This is a genomic window from Nonomuraea aurantiaca (assembly GCF_020215705.1).
GTDB lineage: Bacteria > Actinomycetota > Actinomycetes > Streptosporangiales > Streptosporangiaceae > Nonomuraea > Nonomuraea aurantiaca.
This window is the reverse complement of the sequence record NZ_JAIWNB010000049.1, coordinates 20,093-37,071: the sequence shown is the minus strand read 5'-3', so window position 1 is coordinate 37,071 and position 16,979 is coordinate 20,093. Positions and strand designations below refer to the sequence as shown.

The following is a 16,979-nucleotide window of genomic DNA, read 5'->3' as shown; positions in this document are numbered from 1 at the left end:
CCCACGGGTCCTCGAGCTCGATCTCCTTGGCGATGGACACACCATCGTTGGTGATCGTGGGAGCGCCCCACTTCTTCTCCAGCACGACGTTGCGGCCCTTGGGACCCAAGGTCACCTTGACCGCGTCAGCTAGCTGGTTCATGCCGCGCTCGAGACCGCGCCGGGCGTCCTCGTCAAACGCGATCATCTTGGCTGCCATAAGGCTAGACCTCCCAGATGCAGGGTGGCTTCAATGGACCGAGCCGACGCCCGCGACGGCATGGGTCTGCATCTCCGTTCGGCAGACCCCATCGTCCCGATCCAGTGTTGGCACTCTCGAACAGAGAGTGCCAACGAACTGTTTAGCACTCTACCCTGCCGAGTGCAAGCTGAGACACCCGCATGCCCAGGTCAGTCAGTACGGCGGGCCCGTCCGGACCCGCCGTAGCCGAGTCGACGAAGGATGAGTGGCGGTTTCGCCCGGACTGCGCTGCCGTGCGACCTGCCGGTACATACCAGCTTCGTGAGTTCAGACCGCTCGCACAGACTCCGCTTGGGGGCCCTTCTGCCCCTGCGTGATCTCGAACTCGACGCGCTGGCCTTGTTCGAGCGAGCGATAGCCATCCATCATGATCGCTGAGTAATGGACAAATACATCCTTGCCACCGTCTACCGCGATGAAGCCGTAGCCCTTGTCCGCGTTGAACCACTTGACGGTGCCCTGCGCCACTTCCGACTCCTCTTACTGGGCTCTTAGATCCCGCCCATTCCTACGCGAGACCCACAATCGCCTGACATATGGAGAAATCACCAGACGATCGCCCTCGACCATACCTGTGGCACAGCGTTTGGCAACAGAGTCAATCAACAAATTACGCATTTCATCGGCGAGTGAGTCGTTCAACCTTGAATTGTCGGAAAAAACAGAAGGCGCCCCAGATGGGAGCGCCTTCTGAAGTGAGCGAGTGACTACCCTCCGGCGACCGCCGGGATGATGGAGATCTGCACGCCTTCGGGGGCGGCCGTGTCAAGTCCGTCGACAAAACGGACATCCTCTTCGCCAACATAAACGTTGACAAAACGACGAATCTTGCCCGATTCATCCAGAATTCTCGCGCCGATCCCGGGGTAGTCGGAGTCGAGCTTCGCCAGCACGTCACGGAGAGTCGCGCCCTCCCCACTCACTTCCGCGTTACCACCGGTGTAGGTGCGCAGAATGGTGGGAATCCGCACAGAAACGCTCATGATTAACTTGCCTTTCCTGGTTGTCAGACAGCCGCGCGGAACGCGTCGAGCGAGGGCCGGATCACTGCCGTGGGCTGGGCGTCGTCGGCGACGGCGTCGAGCGTCTTGAGGCCGTCGCCGGTGTTGAGCACCACGGTCTCCGCCTCCGGGTCGAGCTGCCCGGTCTCGACGAGCTTCTTCAGCACTCCCACGGTGACGCCGCCGGCCGTCTCGGCGAAGATGCCCTCCGTAGAGGCCAGCAGCTTGATGGCGGCGACGATCTCGGGGTCCGTGACGTCCTCCACCGCCCCGCCGGTGCGGCGGGCGATATCGAGCACGTACGGGCCGTCCGCGGGGTTGCCGATGGCCAGCGACTTGGCGATGGTGTCCGGCTTGACCGGCTGGACCACGTCATGGCCGGCCTTGTACGCGGTCGACACGGGAGAGCAGCCCTTGGCCTGCGCGGCGAAGATCTTGTAGGGCCGGTCCTCGACCAGGCCGAGCGCGACCAGCTCCTTGAAGCCCTTGTCGATCTTGGTGAGCTGGGAGCCGGAGGCCACCGGGATGATGATCTGCTCGGGCAGCCGCCAGCCGAGCTGCTCGGCGATCTCGTAGGCGAGCGTCTTGGAGCCCTCGGCGTAGTAGGGCCGCAGGTTGACGTTGACGAAGCCCCACTTGTCGCCCAGCGGGTCGCCGATGAGCTCGGAGCAGAACCGGTTGACCTCGTCGTAGGAGCCGTCGATCGCGACCAGCTTGCCGCCGAACACCCGGGCCATGGCGATCTTGGCCTGCTCCAGCCCGGCGGGGATGAACACGCAGGCGTCGAGCCCGGCCCTGGCGGCGGCGGCCGTGACCGCGCCCGCGAGGTTGCCGGTGGAGGAGCAGGAAAGGGTGTGGAAGCCGAAGTTACGCGCCGCCTCGACGGCGATGGCCACCACCCGGTCCTTGAAGGAGTGGGTGGGATTGCCCGAGTCGTCCTTGACGTACAGGGACTTGATGCCCAGCGCGCGGCCGAGGTTGCCGGCCTTGACGAGCTTGGTCCAGCCAGGGTTCATGTTCGGCTTGGTGGCGACGTCGACGGGCACGGGGAGCAGCGAGCGGTAGCGCCAGATGTTGGCGGGGCCGGACTCGATGTCCTTCCGGGTGACGTCACCGAAGGAGTAGGCCGCTTCGAGCGGCCCGAAACACTCCAGGCAGGCGAAGCTGGGACCGAGTTCGTAACGGGTGCCGCACTCGCGGCAGGAGAGAGCGACAGCGGGTCCGAAGTCGTGCGACATGAAGCGAGGCCTTCCCTCATCTTCGCCTGCGGCCACCTTGACCGCAGACCGGAATTGGCACCTGTCCCGGTCGGCCTCGCCCTGTCGCGAGTCTGAATCCGGGAGGGTTGCCGGGGCTTCGCAGGGCCGGTCCCTCCACCCCTCTGGATGAGCAATATTCAGTTGTTTGGCCTGACTCTACCTGGCCAGGCGCGTCAAGCCACCAACCGTCTCACGAAGCGAGACGTGGCGTCTCAGCGGTAGTCCTCGCCCAGCACGCCCTGAACGTACTTGCGCGCTTGGTGGATGCGCGACTTCGCGGTGCCGAGCGGGATGCCGAGCTGCTCGGCGACCTCGTTGTAGTCGAGCTGCACGATGTCGCGCAGCACGAGGGCCTGGGCCAGGTCGGGCTTGCTGGCCTCCAGCGACTCCATCGCGTCGAGCAGGTCGAGCCGCGACCCGGCGATCACGCTGACCCGCCGCGCGTCGGGCTTCTGCATGGGCAGCTCGTCGGAGGTCTGCTCGGCCGAGCGGCGCTTCAGCGTGCGGTAGGTCGTACGGGCGCAGTTGGCCGTCACGATGTGCAGCCAGGTGCTGAACCTGGCCCGCCCCTCGAAGCGCCCGATGTTGCGCGCCACGGCCAGCAGGGTGTCCTGGGAAGCCTCTTCCGCATCCTGGTGATAGGGCAGGATGCGGGCGCAATGGCGCAGCACGTCGGGTTCGATCCGCTTCAGGAGCTCACCCAGTGCGCGATGATCTCCGGCAGCGGCGGAGCGGGCCAGTTCCTCGGTTAGGTCATCAAGCGCCATAGCTGGGATCCTATGGTCGGAGGGAGCTTTAATGAACAGCGTCCTGGTCGCCTCTAACAGAGGACCCGTCTCGTTCACCGTCTCCGACGACGGTGTGCTGACCATGAAGCGCGGCGGTGGCGGTCTGGTGTCCGGGCTCTCCGGAGTCCTGAAGGACGACGGCGTGCTGTGGGTCTGCGCTGCTTTGTCCGACGGTGACCGCGGTGCCGTACGCCAGGCGCCCGGCGGCCGGCTCGACCACGCCGGCTACGACACCGGCGCGCTGCGGATGCTCGACATCCCGCCGGCCACCTTCCACCGCGCCTACAACGCCGTGGCCAACTCCACACTGTGGTTCGTCAACCACCTGCTCTACGACATTCCCAACGCGCCGCTGTTCGGCACCAGGTTCGAGCGCGAGTGGGAGTCCTACCGCGACTACAACGGCGCGTTCGCGCTGGCGCTGGCCGAGGAGGCCGGGCACGAGGCCCGCGTAATGGTCCAGGACTACCACCTCACCCTGACCCCGGCGATGCTCCGCGCCGAGCGGCCCGACCTGCGCATCGCGCACTTCAGCCACACGCCGTGGGCGCCCCCCGAATACTTCTCGCTGCTGCCCGACGACGTCGCGCGCGAGGTGCTCGAAGGCATCCTGGGCGCCGACCATGCCGGCTTCCTCACCGAACGCTGGGCGGGGGCGTTCATGGACTGCTGCCGCGCCCTGCTCGGCGCGGAGGTCGACCGGGCCGGCCGTACGGTCACCCACGAGGGCAGGACCACCCGCATCGGCGTGCACGGCCTCGGCGTCGACGGCGAGGCGCTGTGGGCCCGGGCCCACGAGCCCGACGTCGAGTCCAACATCGCCGCGATCAGGGAGCAGGTCGGCGACCGCCGGCTGATCGTCCGCATCGACCGCACCGAGCTGTCCAAGAACATCGTCCGCGGGCTGGTGGCCTACCGGGAGTTCCTGGCGGCGCATCCGGAGTGGCACGGCCGGGTGGTGCACCTGGCGTTCGCCTACCCCAGCCGGCACGACCTGCCCGAATACCGCGAATACACCGCCTCGGTGCAGCGCTGCGCGCAGGAGATCGAGGACGAGTTCGGCACCGAGGACTGGGACCCGCTGATACTCAACGTCAACGACGACTACCCGCGCTCACTGGCCGCCTACCGGCTGGCCGACGTGCTGCTGGTCAACCCGATCCGCGACGGCATGAACCTGGTGGCCAAGGAGGGCCCGATCCTGTCGTCGCGGGCCGCCCTGGTGCTGTCGCGCGAGGCGGGCGCGGCGGCCGAGCTGGGCCCGCACGCGCTCATGGTCAACCCCTACGACGTGAGCGGCACGGCCGTCGCGCTGCACGACGCGCTGGTCATGCCCGAGGAGGAGCGCATGAGCCGCCGCGAGCGGCTGGAGGCGGCGGCCACCGCGCTCCCGCCGCAGAAGTGGTTCGCCGCCCAGCTGGACGCGCTGGCCTAGCATGTCGGCGATCTCAGAGAGCACCCGGCTGACCAGGGACCGGCCGACCTGGCTGATCTACCTGATCCTCGGTACGTTCGCCACGTTCATCTACGGCCTGAGCGCGGCCCTGCCGCTCCTCCGTCTCCAGCAGCGCACCTCCGGCACGGTCGCCGGCCTGCACGGCACCGCGATGGCCGTGGGCACGATCCTGGCCGGCCTCTCCCTCCCGCTCCTCACCAGGCGCTACAGCAGGCGGGTCACTACCTGGATCGGCCTGGCCGGGATGAACGCGGGCGTGCTCCTGGTGGTCCTGTTCTCCGCGCTGCCCTTGACGCTGCTCGGCTATGGCGTGGCCGGCGGTTTCGGCTCGATCGCCCTCTACAGCGCCATGGCCGCCCTCAGCGAGCACCACGGGGCCGCCGGCTCGGCCGCGCTGAGCGAGGCGAACGCCGTCGGCGTCGTGGTGGGCGTGGCGGCGACCTTCCTGCTCAGCGCGATCGCGCAGACCGCGCTCGGCTGGCGGGCCGCGCTGCTCCTCACCCCCGCGCTCACCGCGCTGCTGGTCCTGACGATGGGGCGGGTCTGGCCCCCGGCCACGACCGTGGCGGCCTCGCCCACCGGCGAGCGGCCGGCGCCGCCCGGGTGGCGCTTCCACCTGGCGGGCGGCGTGCTGTGCTGCTGCGTGGCGCTGGAGTTCTCGTTCAACTTGTGGGCCGCCGAGCTGTTCGCCTCGCGCACCGGCCTGAGCGCGGCCGCCGCGGCCACCGGGCTGACCGCGTTCCTGGCCGGGCTGGCGGCCGGCCGGTTCGCCGGCGCGTACCTGGCCTTACGGCTGGCGCCCGCGCGGCTCTTCCTGGGCGCGCTGGCGATCACCGCGATGGGCTGGCTGCTCTTCTGGTCGAGCACCTGGCCCGCCCTGTCCTACGCGGGTCTCGCGCTCAGCGGGCTCGGCGCCTCCCTGCACTTCCCGCTCGCGCTGGCCGCGCTGATCACGCACGCGGGCGACCGGCCCGACCGGGCCGGCGCGGCGGCTCCGATCTGGGCCGGATCCGCGATGGCCATCGGCCCGCTCGCGCTCGGCGCGCTCGCCGACGGCTTCGGCACCTGGAACGCGTTCCTGCTGGTCCCCGTCCTCATCGGCCTGGCCGCCGGCGGGGTGCTCATCGCCAGGCCGCGCGCCTGAGCCCGCCAGGGATGCTCATCGCCAGGTCGCGTGCTTGAGTACGCCGGGCAGGCCGGGGGTGTTCCATGAGTCGACGACGAGCAGGCCGCTCTTGGGCAGATACCACTCCCGCTGGACGAAGCTTGCCCGCTTCTTGCCCGTCCCGGTGACGCAGGTGCCCTTCCACGCGCGGTAGTACGCCTTGTGGCCGGGCCCGACCTGGCGCAGCCCCTTGGCCGCCGCGCCGTTGAGCGTCTGGCCCCACTTGCGGTTGAGCGGGCAGGGCTCCACGTCGGTCGCCGAGTAGAAGGGCCGGTCGGGCGTGTACGGATTGAGCTCGTGACCCACCTTGATGGCCGCGGGCCCGAGCACCCAGAACCCGCGGCACTCCGGCGTGAAGTACTCCCCCTTCGGCTTGGCGCACTTGCCGGTGACGACATGGATCCAGTCGCCCTTGCCGTACACCTTCCATGAGCTCGGAAGGGACAGCGTCAGCCCATGACGCAGCTTGAGCGGATGGCTCGCGGTGCTCGCTAAGGCAGGGGCGGCCGGGACGAGGAGGGCGGCGGCCACGGACAGGCCCGCCACGGCGAGGTATCTCTTCGACATCCCGCGACCGTATCGGCGCGCGCTTGCAGGCGGGTTGCCTACTCGTAGACGGGTTGCTTACTTGTAGGCGGGTCAGCGCGGTTCGGTGCCTCTTGAAAGCCGACGTGTCAGTGCCCCTTGAAAGCCGACGCGAGCTCCCGCAGCAGGGCCACCACGCCGTCGGGACCGTCCACCACGATGTCGGCCCGCTCGGCCAGCGCGGTCACCTCGGCCGAGCCGCTGCACACGTTCACCCCCGGCAACCCTGAGTTCCTGACCGCGTCGAAGGCCGCCAGATCGCCCAGGTCGTCGCCGACGAACATGACCGACCTGGCCGCCCGCTCCGCCAGGAACAGGCCGAGCGCGTGCCCCTTGTCCATGCCCGGCGGCCGCAGTTCGAGCACCAGGCGGCCGGGCTCGACGACCAGCCCGTGCTTCTTCGCCAGCGCGGCCAGCGGCTCGCGCAGGGCCTCCAGCGTGCCCTCGGGGTCGGCGCTGCGCCGGGTGTGCACGGCGACCGCCCGGCCCTTGTCCTCGATCGCCACGCCTTTCACGCCGAGGGAGACAAGCAGCAGTTGCAGCTCGGCCTCGGCCTCCAGCACGCCGGGCGGGGGCGGCGGCGCCGAGACCCGGCCGTCCTCCCAGCGCTCGAACCCGTAATGCCCCAGCACCACCAGGCCGGGCACGTCGGCCAGGCCCGGCGCGTCAGTCGAGCCGGGCGCGTCAGTCGAGCCAGGAGCGTCGGCCGAGCCGGGCGCGTCGGTCAGGCCGGTCCCGAGTCGCAGAGCCGTGGCCACCGGCCGGCCGGTCACGATCGCCACCGCTTTGACGTGCCTGCCCAGCTCGGCGAGTACGCGCGGCGCTTCCGGATGGATCCTGGCGGCGGCGGGATCGGCCACGATCGGCGCGAGGGTGCCGTCGAAGTCGAGCCCGATCACGGCTCCCGCCGGATCCTTCAGGATCGCTTCCATGCCGGGTGATCCCGTTTGTCTGATGTTCTTCACGCGCCTGCCGTACCCAGCAGGTCAGGGGCGCATGCCAAACCGTCTGGCGGCGCGCTCGCGCTGGCGCGTGGAACGCAGCCGGCGCAACCGCTTGACCAGCATCGGATCCTGCTGGAGCGCCTCCGGCCGGTTGATCAGCTCGCCGAGGAGCTGGTAGTAGCGGGTGGCGGAGAACCCGAAGGTCTCCTTGATGGCCTGCTCCTTCGCACCCGCGTAACGCCACCAGTGGCGCTCGAAGGCGAGGAGTTCGAGATCGCGTTCGGAGAGGGGTTGGCTGGACGGTTCCTGGGCGTCACTGTCACCGCTGACCGGTGCAGTGTCCATGGTGTCCTCCTCGGAAGGGCGCGCGACGATCACATCCTGGGCACGCGGGCCCGTGCCAATCGTAATGTGCGGAGTGCGGGTGTTCACGGCGGATTGAGAGACGTACAGTCACCAAATGTGACCTCAGTCATCACACTTCTCACCGACTACGGGCTCGAAGATGGCTATGTGGCCGCCTGTCATGGAGTGATAGCCGGGATCGCTCCCGAGGCCAGGGTGATCGACGTGTGCCACCTGGTCCCGTCGGGCGATGTACGGCGCGGCGCCGCCATACTCTCCCAGACCATCCCCTACCTCCCGAAGGGCGTACACATCGGGGCGGTCGACCCCGGCGCGGGCGGAGCCAGGCGGGCAGTCGCCGTGGAGGCGGGCGGGCGGGTGTTCATCGGCCCCGACAACGGGCTCCTGTCATGGGCCATGCACGCCAGCGGCGGGGCGGAGGCGGCCTACGAGATCAGCAACGCCGACTACTTCCTGCATCCGGTCTCGCCGACCTTCCACGGGCGGGACGTGTTCTCGCCGGTCGCCGGGCGGCTGTGCGGCGGGCTCAAACCGGCCGAGCTGGGACCCGAGGTTCCGCTCTCGCGGCTGGTCTCGCTGCCGGAGCCGACCTCGAAGCTCCGCGAGGGGTGCGTCGAGGGTGAGGTGGTTTCGGTCGACCGCTATGGCAACACCCAGCTGTCGATCGCGGCGGGCGACCTGGCGGCACTGGGCGTACGGATCGGTGACACGCTCGGGGTCTGGATGGGGCGTCGGCAGCTGGCGCTGCCGTATCGGGAGACGTTCGCGGCCGTGCCGCCGGGGGAGCTGGTGGCCTTCGCCGACTCGGCCGGGCTGATCGCCATAGCCGTGAACTCGGGAGACGCGGCCCAGCGCCTCGGCCTGCCACCGGGCGCCCATGTGCGGCTCTCGCCGTCGCCCTGACCGGGCCCGCGCCCTCCCCTTGCGACGAAAGCCGCCAAAAGGAAATTACACCGCGTATCGGTCTGTTTACCGAAGCGTCAGAATGGACCGTCGATCGCGTGTCAGAATGCACGGGCATCGGGCGACCCCTCCCCTGCCCGCGAGGTGCACGTGTTCCCTTTGTCTGTTGTGCTGCTCTCTTTACTGTCCGCGGCCCTGCCGTCGTCGGAGCCACCCGTGCCGGAGCGCTGGCACGCGTGGCCGGTGGCCAGGGTGTTCCCGAGCTCCGTGCCCGGCACCAGCCCCTCAGGGGCCCGCGTGACCTATGTCCTGGCCGGCGTCGCCCCGGAGTCGCCGTGCCGGGTGGCCTTCCAGCCCGGGGTCGCGCGGCTGCTGCGCGGGTGCGTCACGGCCTTACGCGCCACGTACGCGGACAGCACGCAGACGTTCGTGGCGACGGTCGGCATCGCCGTACTGACCGGCCCTGACGCCCTCCGGCCCCTGGACCGCCTGACGGACGACCTCCCGCTGACACTCGCGGGCGGCCCTCCGACCAGGTCGCCAGAAACCGGCACCGGCTGTCTGCCGAACGGGCCGCAAGCGACCGCCACCGGCCGCCCGCCCGGCGGACTGTCAGGGACCGGCACAGGCCGTCTGCCCGACAGCACTCCAGGCACTGGCACGGGCCGTCTGCCCGACGGCACGCCAGAGACCGGCACGGGCCGTCCGTCCGGCGCGTCCCGAGCGACCGGCCATGACCATCTGCCGGACGCGGTGATCGGACGCCTACCGGGAATCGGGCCGGAGACCGGCCCTGGGCGCTTGGCGGATGTGGAGTCGGCTACCGGACGGGGTGATGGGCTGGGTGACCGGTCCGGGGCCATCGCGGGGCGGCTGCCGACCGTGCGGCCAGTGGCCTTTCCCGGTGGGCCGGCCGAGCGGTTCGGCGAGTCCCAGTACGTCACCGGCGCGCTGATCTCGTCGAACAATGCCTACGTCGTGGCGACGGCCGCCGGGTACGCGGACGGACGGCCGTACCAGCCGGGTGAGCTCGTCGCCAGACGCCTCGGCGACACCGCCCGCCGGCTGGCCACGGCCCTGTACGGGAGTCTGACCAGATGATCAGACCGATCGCCGGATCGCTGGCGGTGGGCCTGCTGGTGGCCGGGCCGCTGGCGGCGGGAGTCCTGGTGGCCGGGGCGGGACCGAGCGCCTCCGATGACGTGGGCTCGGCGGCGCGGGCCGGCCAGTGGCAGCTCGCCACCCTGCGCCTGCCTGAGGCGTGGAAGCTGAGCCAGGGCGCCGGCGTGCTGGTCGCCGTGCTGGACACCGGCGTGAACGCCCACCACCCCGACCTGGCCGGCGCGGTGGTCGCCGGCCCCGACCTGACCGGCGACGCCGGAGAGTCCGCCATGTGGGGCCACCACGGCACCGCCATGGCCAGCCTCATCGCCGGCCACGGCCACGACCACAGCGCCCCGACGCCGAACAGCCTGACAGCGAACGGCGGGACACCAGACAGCCCGACCGCACACCGCAGGACGGCCGCAGATCGCGGGATGGCCGCAGACGGGCCGGCAGACCGCAGGACAGCAGACGGCGGGACAGCAGGCATCCCCGCAACACGCAGGACCGCAGCCGGAACCCCTCCGGTAGGCGGCCCCGGAGCAGGCTCTCCAGCAGTGGGCGACCCAGCGGCAAGCGGGACAGCGACCGACCCCACAGCAGTCGGCCCGGCAGGGAGCGCGACAGCGGGCGGAGGTCACGCGGACAGCGGGGTCATCGGGGTCGCGCCCGCCGCCCGCGTGCTGTCCGTCCGGGTCACGCTGGAGAACGGCGACCCGCTCCGCCAGAAGCAGCACGCCGGCGGCCGCGACGCCCTGGCCAGAGGCATCCGCTACGCGGTCGACCACGGTGCCGACGTCATCAGCATGTCGCTCGGCGGCGGCAGCGGCTCCTGGGAAGGCTCGGCCGCCGAGGAGGAGGCCGTCCAGTACGCCATCAGCCGCGGCGCCGTGCTGGTGGCCTCGTCCGGCAACGACGGCGACACGACCAACAAGAAGAACTTCCCCGCCGCCTATCCCGGCGTGATCGCTGTGGGCGCGGTCGACAGGCGGCTGGAAGTGGCGCCCTTCTCCAACCGCCAGGACTACCTCTCGGTGGTCGCGCCGGGGACCGGCATCGTGACCGCCGACGGCGCCGACTCGTACGTGGTGGGCGACGGGACGAGCTCGGCCGCGGCCATGGTGGCGGGCATCGCCGCGCTGATCAAGGCGATGCACCCCGACCTTTCGCCGTACCACGTGCGGACGGCCATCGAGCAGGGCACCAGGCGGCGGCCCGCCGACGGCTACAACCGCTCGTACGGGCACGGGGTGGCCAACGCGCTGCTCGCCCTGCGCGCGGCCGACCGCCTGGCAAGGCCCGCCGCCGCGTCCGCCGGGGCCGGCGTGGGGGCCGGCGGCTACTTCGGCGACGGCCCCGTCTCCCGGCCGCCGGCGTCCCAGCCACCGTCGTCGCGGCTGCCGGTGGTGCTCGGCATGGTGCTGCTGACGGCGGCCATGTCGGCGCGGGTGCTCGTCCGGCACCGGTGGCGCGGGAGGGATGTAACCTAGCAAGCGCTTGTGTGATACTCCTCCCTATGAGCCTTGCGATCGACGGCTGGTTCGTCATCGAGGACGCCGGCACCCACCTGATCGGCACCCGGTGCGCGGCGTGCGGCACGGTCTGCTTCCCGCCGCAGCGTGGGTTCTGCCGCAATCCACGCTGCGACGGGGAGTCCATGGAGGAGACCAGGCTGCCGAGACGCGGCCGGATCTGGTCGTACACGAGCGCCGCCTACCCGCCGCCCGAGCCGTTCGTGGCCGCCGAGCCGTACACGCCCGTGACGCTGGCGGCGGTGGAGCTGGCCGGCGCGGGCATCGTGGTGCTGGGGCAGGTCAAGGACCTGACGGTGGACGAGCTGGAGGTCGGCATGGAGGTCGAGCTCACCCACGGCCCGCTTGCCGACGGCCCCCTGGTGTGGATGTGGGGGCGCGCGTCGTGAGCGTCGTGGTTCTCGGCACGGGCATGCACCCGTGGGGCAAGCAGGGCAGGCCGTTCGCGGAGTACGGCGTGGCGGCGGCCCGGGAGGCGCTACGGGACGCCGGGATCGCCTGGACGGACGTCCAGTTCCTGGTGGGCGCCGACACGATCAGGAACGGCTATCCGGGGTTCGTCGCCGGATCCACCTACGCCCAGGCCCTCGGCTGGTCCGGCGCCCGCATCGCCTCCTGCTACGCGGCGTGCGCGTCGGGGGCGCAGGCGATCGACATCGCGCGCATGCGGATCATGGCGGGGCTGTGCGACGTGGCGCTGGTGGTGGGCGCGGACGCCACGCCCAAGGGCTTCTTCAAGCCGGTCGGCGGCGACCGCCCGGACGACCCCGACTGGCTGCGGTTCCGGCTGCTCGGTGCCACTAATCCCGCATATTTCGGGCTCTATGCGCGTAGGCGGCTGGCCCTGTACGGCGAGACCACCGAGGACTTCGCCGCCGTCAAGGTCAAGAACTCGCTGGCCGGTTCGCTGAACCCGATGGCCCGCTACCGCAAGGTCGTCACGGCCGAGGAGGTCCTGGCCTCGCCCATGGTGGCCGACCCCCTGCGCCTCATGGACATCTGCGCGACCTCCGACGGCGGCGCCGCGCTGGTGCTGGCCTCGCCGGAGTACGCCCGCCGGCTGGGCGTGGCCGACCCCGTGCGCATCGCCGCCGTCTCGACGGTGACCCCCACGTTCCCCAACACCGTCCTGGAGCTGCCGAACTTCGCGACCGACTCCTCCGCCGCCGTACCCCCTCCGGAACGCCCCTTCAGGGCCGCCATCGCGCACGCCGCCTACGAGGAGGCCGGCGTCGGGCCCGGCGACGTCTCGTTCGCCGAGGTGTACGACCTGTCCACGGCCCTCGAACTGGACTGGATCGAGGACGTGGGACTCTGCCCGCCCGGCGAGGCCGGCAAGCTGCTGCGGGCGGGCGACACCGCGCTCGGCGGGCGCGTACCGGTGAACCCGTCGGGCGGCCTGGCCTCGTTCGGCGAGGCCATCCCCGCCCAGGCCATCGCCCAGGTCTGCGAGCTGACCCGGCAGCTGCGTGGCCGGGCGGGCGAGCGCCAGGTCGAGGGCGCCAGGGTCGGCCTGGCCGCCAACCAGGGCCTGTTCGGCCACGGCTCGGCCGTGATAGCCACCCGCTGACCCGGCCCGCCGTACAACCGCCAAGGCCCTCCGCGGAAAGCTCCCGCAGAGGACCTTGGCGTCGCTGATCAGCAGGTGATCAGCCGACGTGGACCACGTCGTGCGTCTCGGCGAAGTGGCAAGCGCTCTCGTGCGCCGTCCCCTGCCGGATCTGCAGCAGCGGCTCCTCCTCAGCGCAGATCTCCTGCGCCTTCCAGCAGCGGGTGCGGAAGCGGCAGCCCGACGGCGGGTTGGCGGGCGACGGCGGGTCGCCCTGCAGGATGATCCGCTCGCGCTGCTCGCGGCCCTCGGGGTCGGGGACCGGCACGGCCGACAGCAGCGCCTGCGTGTACGGATGGGCGGGCTTGTCGTAGATCTCGGTGTCCTTACCGAGCTCGACCACCTTGCCCAGGTACATCACCGCGACCCGGTCGGAGATGTGGCGCACCACCGACAGGTCGTGGGCGATGAAGATGTACGCCAGGTCGAACTCGTTCTGCAGCCGCTCCAGCAGGTTGATGACCTGGGCCTGGATCGACACGTCGAGCGCGGAGACCGGCTCGTCGCAGACGATGATCTCCGGCTGGAGCGCCAGGCCGCGGGCGATGCCGATGCGCTGACGCTGCCCGCCCGAGAACTGGTGCGGGTAGCGGTTGATGTGGTCGGGGTTGAGCCCCACGACCTCCAGCAGCTCCTGCACCTTGCGGCGGCGGTCACCCTTGGGGGCGACCTCCGTGTGGATGTCGAACGGCTCGCCGATGATGTCGCCGACGGTCATCCGGGGATTCAGGGAGGTGTACGGATCCTGCATCACCATCTGGATGTTGCGCCGCATCCGCTTGAGCTCAGGGCCCTTGGCTTTGGCGATGTCCCGGCCGTTGATCGTCACCGAGCCGGAGGTCGGCCGCTCCAGCGCCATGAGCACCTTGGCCAGCGTGGACTTGCCGCAGCCCGACTCGCCCACGATGCCCAGTGTCTCGCCCCTGTTGAGGTCGAACGAGACGCCGTCGACGGCCTTGATCGCGCCGATCTGCTTCTTGAACAGGATGCCCTGGGTCAGCGGAAAGTGCTTGACCAGGTCCCGGACCTCGAGAATCCGCTCACCCTTGGTCGCCATCGAGGACCTCCCTCCAGTAGTGACAGGCGCTGCTGCGCGTGCCGCTGATCTCGTAGAGCGGGGGGTTGTCCGTCACGCAGTTGTCCTGGCGATACGGGCACCGCGGATGAAAGGCGCAGCCGGTCGGCATGTCGAGCAGGTTGGGCGGCAGGCCCTTGATCGCGTACAGCTCCTGGCCCTTGAGGTCGACCCGGGGGATCGACTCCAGCAGCCCCTTGGTGTAGGGGTGGGCCGGGGTCTTGTAGATGTCGTGCACGCTGGCGTTCTCGACGATCCGCCCGCCGTACATGACCGCGATCTTGTCGGCGACGTCGGCCACGACACCGAGGTCGTGCGTGATCAGGATCATGCCCATGTTGCTCTCGCGCTGGAGTTCGGCGAGCAGCTCCATGATCTGGGCCTGGACCGTCACGTCGAGCGCGGTGGTCGGCTCGTCCGCGATCAGCACCTCGGGGTCCAGCGCGATCGACATGGCGATCATGATGCGCTGGCGCATACCCCCGGAGAACTGGTGCGGATAGTCGTTGACACGCTGCCTGGCGGCCGGGATGCGCACCTTGTCCATCAGCTCGACCGCCTTGTTGTAGGCGTCGCGCTTGGACATGCCACGGTGCACCCGGAACATCTCGCTGATCTGCCAGCCCACGGTGAACACCGGGTTGAGCGAGGACAGCGCGTCCTGGAAGACCATCGCGATCCGCTGGCCGCGCACCTGGGTGCGCGCCTCGTCCGAGAGCTTCAGCAGGTCGGTGCCGCGAAAGCGGATCTCACCCTTGGGGATGCGGGCCGGCGGCATGTCCAGGATGCCCATGATCGCCTGAGCGGTCACGGACTTGCCCGAACCCGACTCTCCCAGCACGGCGAGAGTCTCACCGGGGCCGAGCGAGTAGCTCACCCCGTTGACCGCACGCACGACGCCCGCGCGGGTGGCGAACTCCACGTGCAGATTCTCCACGGCGAGCAGCGGCTCGTCGCCCAGCCCTCCCTCGGCGGGCAACACGTCCGTTGATGCCTTTCTCACTTGAACCCCCTTCCTACCTGAGCTTCGGGTCGAGAGCGTCGCGTACGGCGTCGCCCAGCATGATGAACGCGAGCACCGTGATGCTCAGGAACACGGCGGGGAAGACGAGCGGCAACGGCGCCTCCAGGAACCGGTTGCGAGCGTCGGCGATCATCAGACCCCAGGAGATGTCCGGGGACTGGACCCCGACTCCCAGGAACGACAGTGCCGCCTCGGCCGAGATGAACCCGCCGAGGTTGATCGTCGCGATGACGATCACCGGGGCGACCGCGTTCGGCAGCAGGTGCCCGAACATGACCCGGCTCTGACTCGCGCCCAGGGCCCGGGCGGCGACCACGAAGTCCTGGCTCCTGGCGGTGATGACGGCGGCCCGCATGATGCGGAACGTCATCGGCCAGGCCAGCACGGCCAGCGCGATGACCACGATCCAGATGCCCAGGTTCGCGTCCCTGAAGGTGGCCGAGATGAGCAGCGCGCCAAGGATCCACGGAATCGCGAAGAAGACCTCCGTGACCCGGGACGTGACCGTGTCGACGGCTCCGCCGCGGGCGCCCGCGAGGAGACCGAGCAGACCCCCGACGATCGCCGTGATGATGGTGGTGCTCACGCCGATCACGATCGAGTTGCGCGCGCCGAAGATCGTCCTGGCGTAGACGTCACAGCCCAGGCTGTCGCGGCCGAAGATGTGGCCCGCGCTCGGCCCCTGCCTGGCCGTGGCCAGCTCGCAGGTCTTGGCGTCGAAGGGGTTGATCGAGGTGAACAACGACGGCCAGAACGACATGACCAGCAGGATCGCGATGAGGACGCACGAGACGATGAACATCGGCCGACGTCGCAGGTCATAGAAGGCATCGCCCCAGAGACTCGCCGGCTTCGCCTCCTTCTTGAGCTTGCCCGGAGGGGTTGGCGCGGTGACGGTCTGCACAGGTCCGACCTGTGGGTCGTTACTCATAGCGAATCCTCGGATCGAGCACGGCGTACAGCAGGTCCACGACCAGGTTCGCCACGATGTAGACCAGCACCAGGATTGTCACGATACCTACGACGATAGGTTGCTCTCGTAGATATACGCCTTGGTAGATCTGCAGGCCGATACCCGGGATGTTGAAGATCGTCTCGGTGATCACCGCACCGCCCATGAGCGTGCCGAGGTCGGCGCCCAGGTAGGTGACCAGGGGGATCAGCGCGTTACGCAACCCGTGCCGGCCGATGACTCTTCGCCTGGACAGCCCTTTCGCGATCGCTGTTCGGATGTAGTCGGATCTCAGGGTCTCCACCAGGCTTGTTCTGGTGAGCCGGGTGAGATACGCGATCGACGTACCCGCCAGCACGAACCCGGGGAGCAAGTACGATCTCAGCCCCCCGTTGATTCCCGCGATCGGGAAGATCTCCGTGCCCACGGTCTGCTTCAGCCAGACGCCCAGCCACAGCTGCAGAACGAAGCCGGTCACCAGCGGCGGAACGGAGATGAGCAGCAGCGTCGCGGCCAGGATCATGGTGTCGATGGCCTGGCCGCGGCGCAGCGCCGCCCACAGGCCGAGCAGGACACCGATGATCGCTTCCATGATGAGGGCGACGAGCGCCAGGTTCAGCGTGACCTGGAACTTGCCCGCCATCAACTGGGTGATGGGCACTCCGGCGAAGGTCCTGCCGAAGTCTCCGTGCAGGAAGATGTTGCTGATGTAGTACCCGTACTGCACCAGCACCGGATCATTGAGATGGTACTGATCACGCAGGATCAGCACGATGTTGGGATCTTGCCTCTTCTCGCCGGCCAGCGCCGCGATGGGGTCACCAGGGAGCGCGAAGACGATGACGAAGATGAAGAGGGTGGCGCCCAGCAGGACTGGTATCGCCTGGATCAGGCGCCGGATGACATAACGGCCCATTCAAGCCTCCCGTACATGCCAAGAAGGCAGTCGCCGGGACCTGGGGTTCTCACGGCCCC

At 69.6% G+C, this 16,979-nt stretch carries 19 protein-coding genes and 1 riboswitch; of the genes, 7 read left to right on the top strand and 12 right to left on the bottom strand.

The annotated features are described in order from the left end of the window. The 5 genes from LDL49_RS52825 to LDL49_RS52805 form a co-directional block, all read right to left on the bottom strand. A partial coding sequence (locus LDL49_RS52825) for a TCP-1/cpn60 chaperonin family protein (RefSeq protein WP_308016304.1) occupies positions 1–199 on the bottom strand: 199 nt, incomplete at its 3' end. A 309-nt stretch (positions 200–508) separates the two neighbouring features. Continuing rightward, positions 509–709, bottom strand: coding sequence for a cold-shock protein (locus LDL49_RS52820; protein ID WP_068927743.1), 201 nt, complete (start codon positions 707–709; stop codon positions 509–511). 239 nt (positions 710–948) lie between these two features. Next, on the bottom strand, positions 949–1,224 hold the full coding sequence (locus LDL49_RS52815) for a MoaD/ThiS family protein (protein ID WP_225302533.1): 276 nt from the start codon (positions 1,222–1,224) through the stop codon (positions 949–951). A 23-nt stretch (positions 1,225–1,247) separates the two neighbouring features. Next, positions 1,248–2,480, bottom strand: a complete 1,233-nt coding sequence (gene thrC / locus LDL49_RS52810; RefSeq protein ID WP_225302532.1) for a threonine synthase — start codon at positions 2,478–2,480, stop codon at positions 1,248–1,250. A 13-nt stretch (positions 2,481–2,493) separates the two neighbouring features. Then, positions 2,494–2,634, bottom strand: a riboswitch (SAM riboswitch). A 79-nt stretch (positions 2,635–2,713) separates the two neighbouring features. Further along, positions 2,714–3,268: an RNA polymerase sigma factor gene (locus LDL49_RS52805; RefSeq protein WP_225302531.1), complete on the bottom strand. Its 555-nt coding sequence runs from the start codon at positions 3,266–3,268 to the stop codon at positions 2,714–2,716. 31 nt (positions 3,269–3,299) lie between these two features. Between LDL49_RS52805 and LDL49_RS52800 the strand changes: the two genes are divergently transcribed. Continuing rightward, positions 3,300–4,724: an alpha,alpha-trehalose-phosphate synthase (UDP-forming) gene (locus LDL49_RS52800; RefSeq protein ID WP_225302530.1), complete on the top strand. Its 1,425-nt coding sequence runs from the start codon at positions 3,300–3,302 to the stop codon at positions 4,722–4,724. A gap of 1 nt (position 4,725) precedes the next feature. Then, entirely contained in the window at positions 4,726–5,889 is a 1,164-nt protein-coding gene (locus tag LDL49_RS52795; protein WP_225302529.1) for an MFS transporter, read from the top strand. Between the two features lie 15 nt (positions 5,890–5,904). Here the strand turns inward: LDL49_RS52795 and LDL49_RS52790 are convergent, their stop codons facing one another. From LDL49_RS52790 to LDL49_RS52780, 3 genes are all read right to left on the bottom strand, one after another. Further along, positions 5,905–6,477 (bottom strand): hypothetical protein, encoded by a 573-nt coding sequence (locus tag LDL49_RS52790; RefSeq protein ID WP_225302528.1) that lies wholly within the window; start codon positions 6,475–6,477, stop codon positions 5,905–5,907. Between the two features lie 107 nt (positions 6,478–6,584). Then, on the bottom strand, positions 6,585–7,427 hold the full coding sequence (gene otsB / locus LDL49_RS52785; RefSeq protein WP_225302527.1) for a trehalose-phosphatase: 843 nt from the start codon (positions 7,425–7,427) through the stop codon (positions 6,585–6,587). A gap of 54 nt (positions 7,428–7,481) precedes the next feature. Next, positions 7,482–7,784, bottom strand: a complete 303-nt coding sequence (locus LDL49_RS52780; protein WP_225302526.1) for a DUF3263 domain-containing protein — start codon at positions 7,782–7,784, stop codon at positions 7,482–7,484. A gap of 117 nt (positions 7,785–7,901) precedes the next feature. Here LDL49_RS52780 and LDL49_RS52775 point away from each other — a divergent pair, with 117 nt between their 5' ends. The 5 genes from LDL49_RS52775 (at position 7,902) to LDL49_RS52750 (ending at position 12,914) form a co-directional block, all read left to right on the top strand. Continuing rightward, positions 7,902–8,708 (top strand): SAM hydrolase/SAM-dependent halogenase family protein, encoded by an 807-nt coding sequence (locus LDL49_RS52775; RefSeq protein ID WP_225302525.1) that lies wholly within the window; start codon positions 7,902–7,904, stop codon positions 8,706–8,708. Between the two features lie 216 nt (positions 8,709–8,924). Next, entirely contained in the window at positions 8,925–9,809 is an 885-nt protein-coding gene (locus LDL49_RS52770) for a hypothetical protein (protein WP_225302524.1), read from the top strand. Then, entirely contained in the window at positions 9,806–11,302 is a 1,497-nt protein-coding gene (locus tag LDL49_RS52760; protein WP_308016303.1) for a S8 family serine peptidase, read from the top strand. The genes LDL49_RS52770 and LDL49_RS52760 overlap by 4 nt, the downstream gene beginning before the upstream one ends. A 26-nt stretch (positions 11,303–11,328) precedes the next feature. Further along, entirely contained in the window at positions 11,329–11,733 is a 405-nt protein-coding gene (locus LDL49_RS52755; protein WP_225302523.1) for a Zn-ribbon domain-containing OB-fold protein, read from the top strand. Then, a complete protein-coding gene (locus LDL49_RS52750) occupies positions 11,730–12,914 on the top strand; it encodes a lipid-transfer protein (RefSeq protein ID WP_225302522.1) in 1,185 nt (394 codons plus the stop codon). The genes LDL49_RS52755 and LDL49_RS52750 overlap by 4 nt, the downstream gene beginning before the upstream one ends. Before the next feature lie 79 nt (positions 12,915–12,993). On the opposite strand, the gene LDL49_RS52745 is transcribed toward LDL49_RS52750, so the two are convergent. Genes LDL49_RS52745 through LDL49_RS52730 form a run of 4 tightly spaced genes read right to left on the bottom strand, consistent with a single transcriptional unit; the run spans position 12,994 to position 16,920 of the window. Next, a complete protein-coding gene (locus LDL49_RS52745; protein ID WP_225302521.1) occupies positions 12,994–14,010 on the bottom strand; it encodes an ABC transporter ATP-binding protein in 1,017 nt (338 codons plus the stop codon). Further along, entirely contained in the window at positions 13,994–15,031 is a 1,038-nt protein-coding gene (locus LDL49_RS52740; protein WP_225302520.1) for an ABC transporter ATP-binding protein, read from the bottom strand. Before LDL49_RS52740 ends, LDL49_RS52745 begins: the two co-directional genes overlap by 17 nt. A gap of 13 nt (positions 15,032–15,044) precedes the next feature. Beyond that, on the bottom strand, positions 15,045–15,983 hold the full coding sequence (locus LDL49_RS52735; RefSeq protein WP_225302519.1) for an ABC transporter permease: 939 nt from the start codon (positions 15,981–15,983) through the stop codon (positions 15,045–15,047). Then, positions 15,976–16,920, bottom strand: a complete 945-nt coding sequence (locus LDL49_RS52730; protein ID WP_225302518.1) for an ABC transporter permease — start codon at positions 16,918–16,920, stop codon at positions 15,976–15,978. Before LDL49_RS52730 ends, LDL49_RS52735 begins: the two co-directional genes overlap by 8 nt. Positions 16,921–16,979: the final 59 nt, after the last annotated feature.

Bases quoted from the DNA above. Each gene is read 5' to 3' on its own strand.
- LDL49_RS52815 (WP_225302533.1), bottom strand. From the start codon at position 1,224: ATGAGCGTTTCTGTGCGGATTCCCACCATTCTGCGCACCTACACCGGT.
- thrC (WP_225302532.1), bottom strand. From the start codon at position 2,480: ATGTCGCACGACTTCGGACCCGCTGTCGCTCTCTCCTGCCGCGAGTGC.
- LDL49_RS52805 (WP_225302531.1), bottom strand. From the start codon at position 3,268: ATGGCGCTTGATGACCTAACCGAGGAACTGGCCCGCTCCGCCGCTGCC.
- LDL49_RS52800 (WP_225302530.1), top strand. From the start codon at position 3,300: ATGAACAGCGTCCTGGTCGCCTCTAACAGAGGACCCGTCTCGTTCACC.
- LDL49_RS52795 (WP_225302529.1), top strand. From the start codon at position 4,726: ATGTCGGCGATCTCAGAGAGCACCCGGCTGACCAGGGACCGGCCGACC.
- LDL49_RS52790 (WP_225302528.1), bottom strand. From the start codon at position 6,477: ATGTCGAAGAGATACCTCGCCGTGGCGGGCCTGTCCGTGGCCGCCGCC.
- otsB (WP_225302527.1), bottom strand. From the start codon at position 7,427: ATGGAAGCGATCCTGAAGGATCCGGCGGGAGCCGTGATCGGGCTCGAC.
- LDL49_RS52780 (WP_225302526.1), bottom strand. From the start codon at position 7,784: ATGGACACTGCACCGGTCAGCGGTGACAGTGACGCCCAGGAACCGTCC.
- LDL49_RS52760 (WP_308016303.1), top strand. From the start codon at position 9,806: ATGATCAGACCGATCGCCGGATCGCTGGCGGTGGGCCTGCTGGTGGCC.
- LDL49_RS52755 (WP_225302523.1), top strand. From the start codon at position 11,329: ATGAGCCTTGCGATCGACGGCTGGTTCGTCATCGAGGACGCCGGCACC.
- LDL49_RS52745 (WP_225302521.1), bottom strand. From the start codon at position 14,010: ATGGCGACCAAGGGTGAGCGGATTCTCGAGGTCCGGGACCTGGTCAAG.
- LDL49_RS52735 (WP_225302519.1), bottom strand. From the start codon at position 15,983: ATGAGTAACGACCCACAGGTCGGACCTGTGCAGACCGTCACCGCGCCA.
- LDL49_RS52730 (WP_225302518.1), bottom strand. From the start codon at position 16,920: ATGGGCCGTTATGTCATCCGGCGCCTGATCCAGGCGATACCAGTCCTG.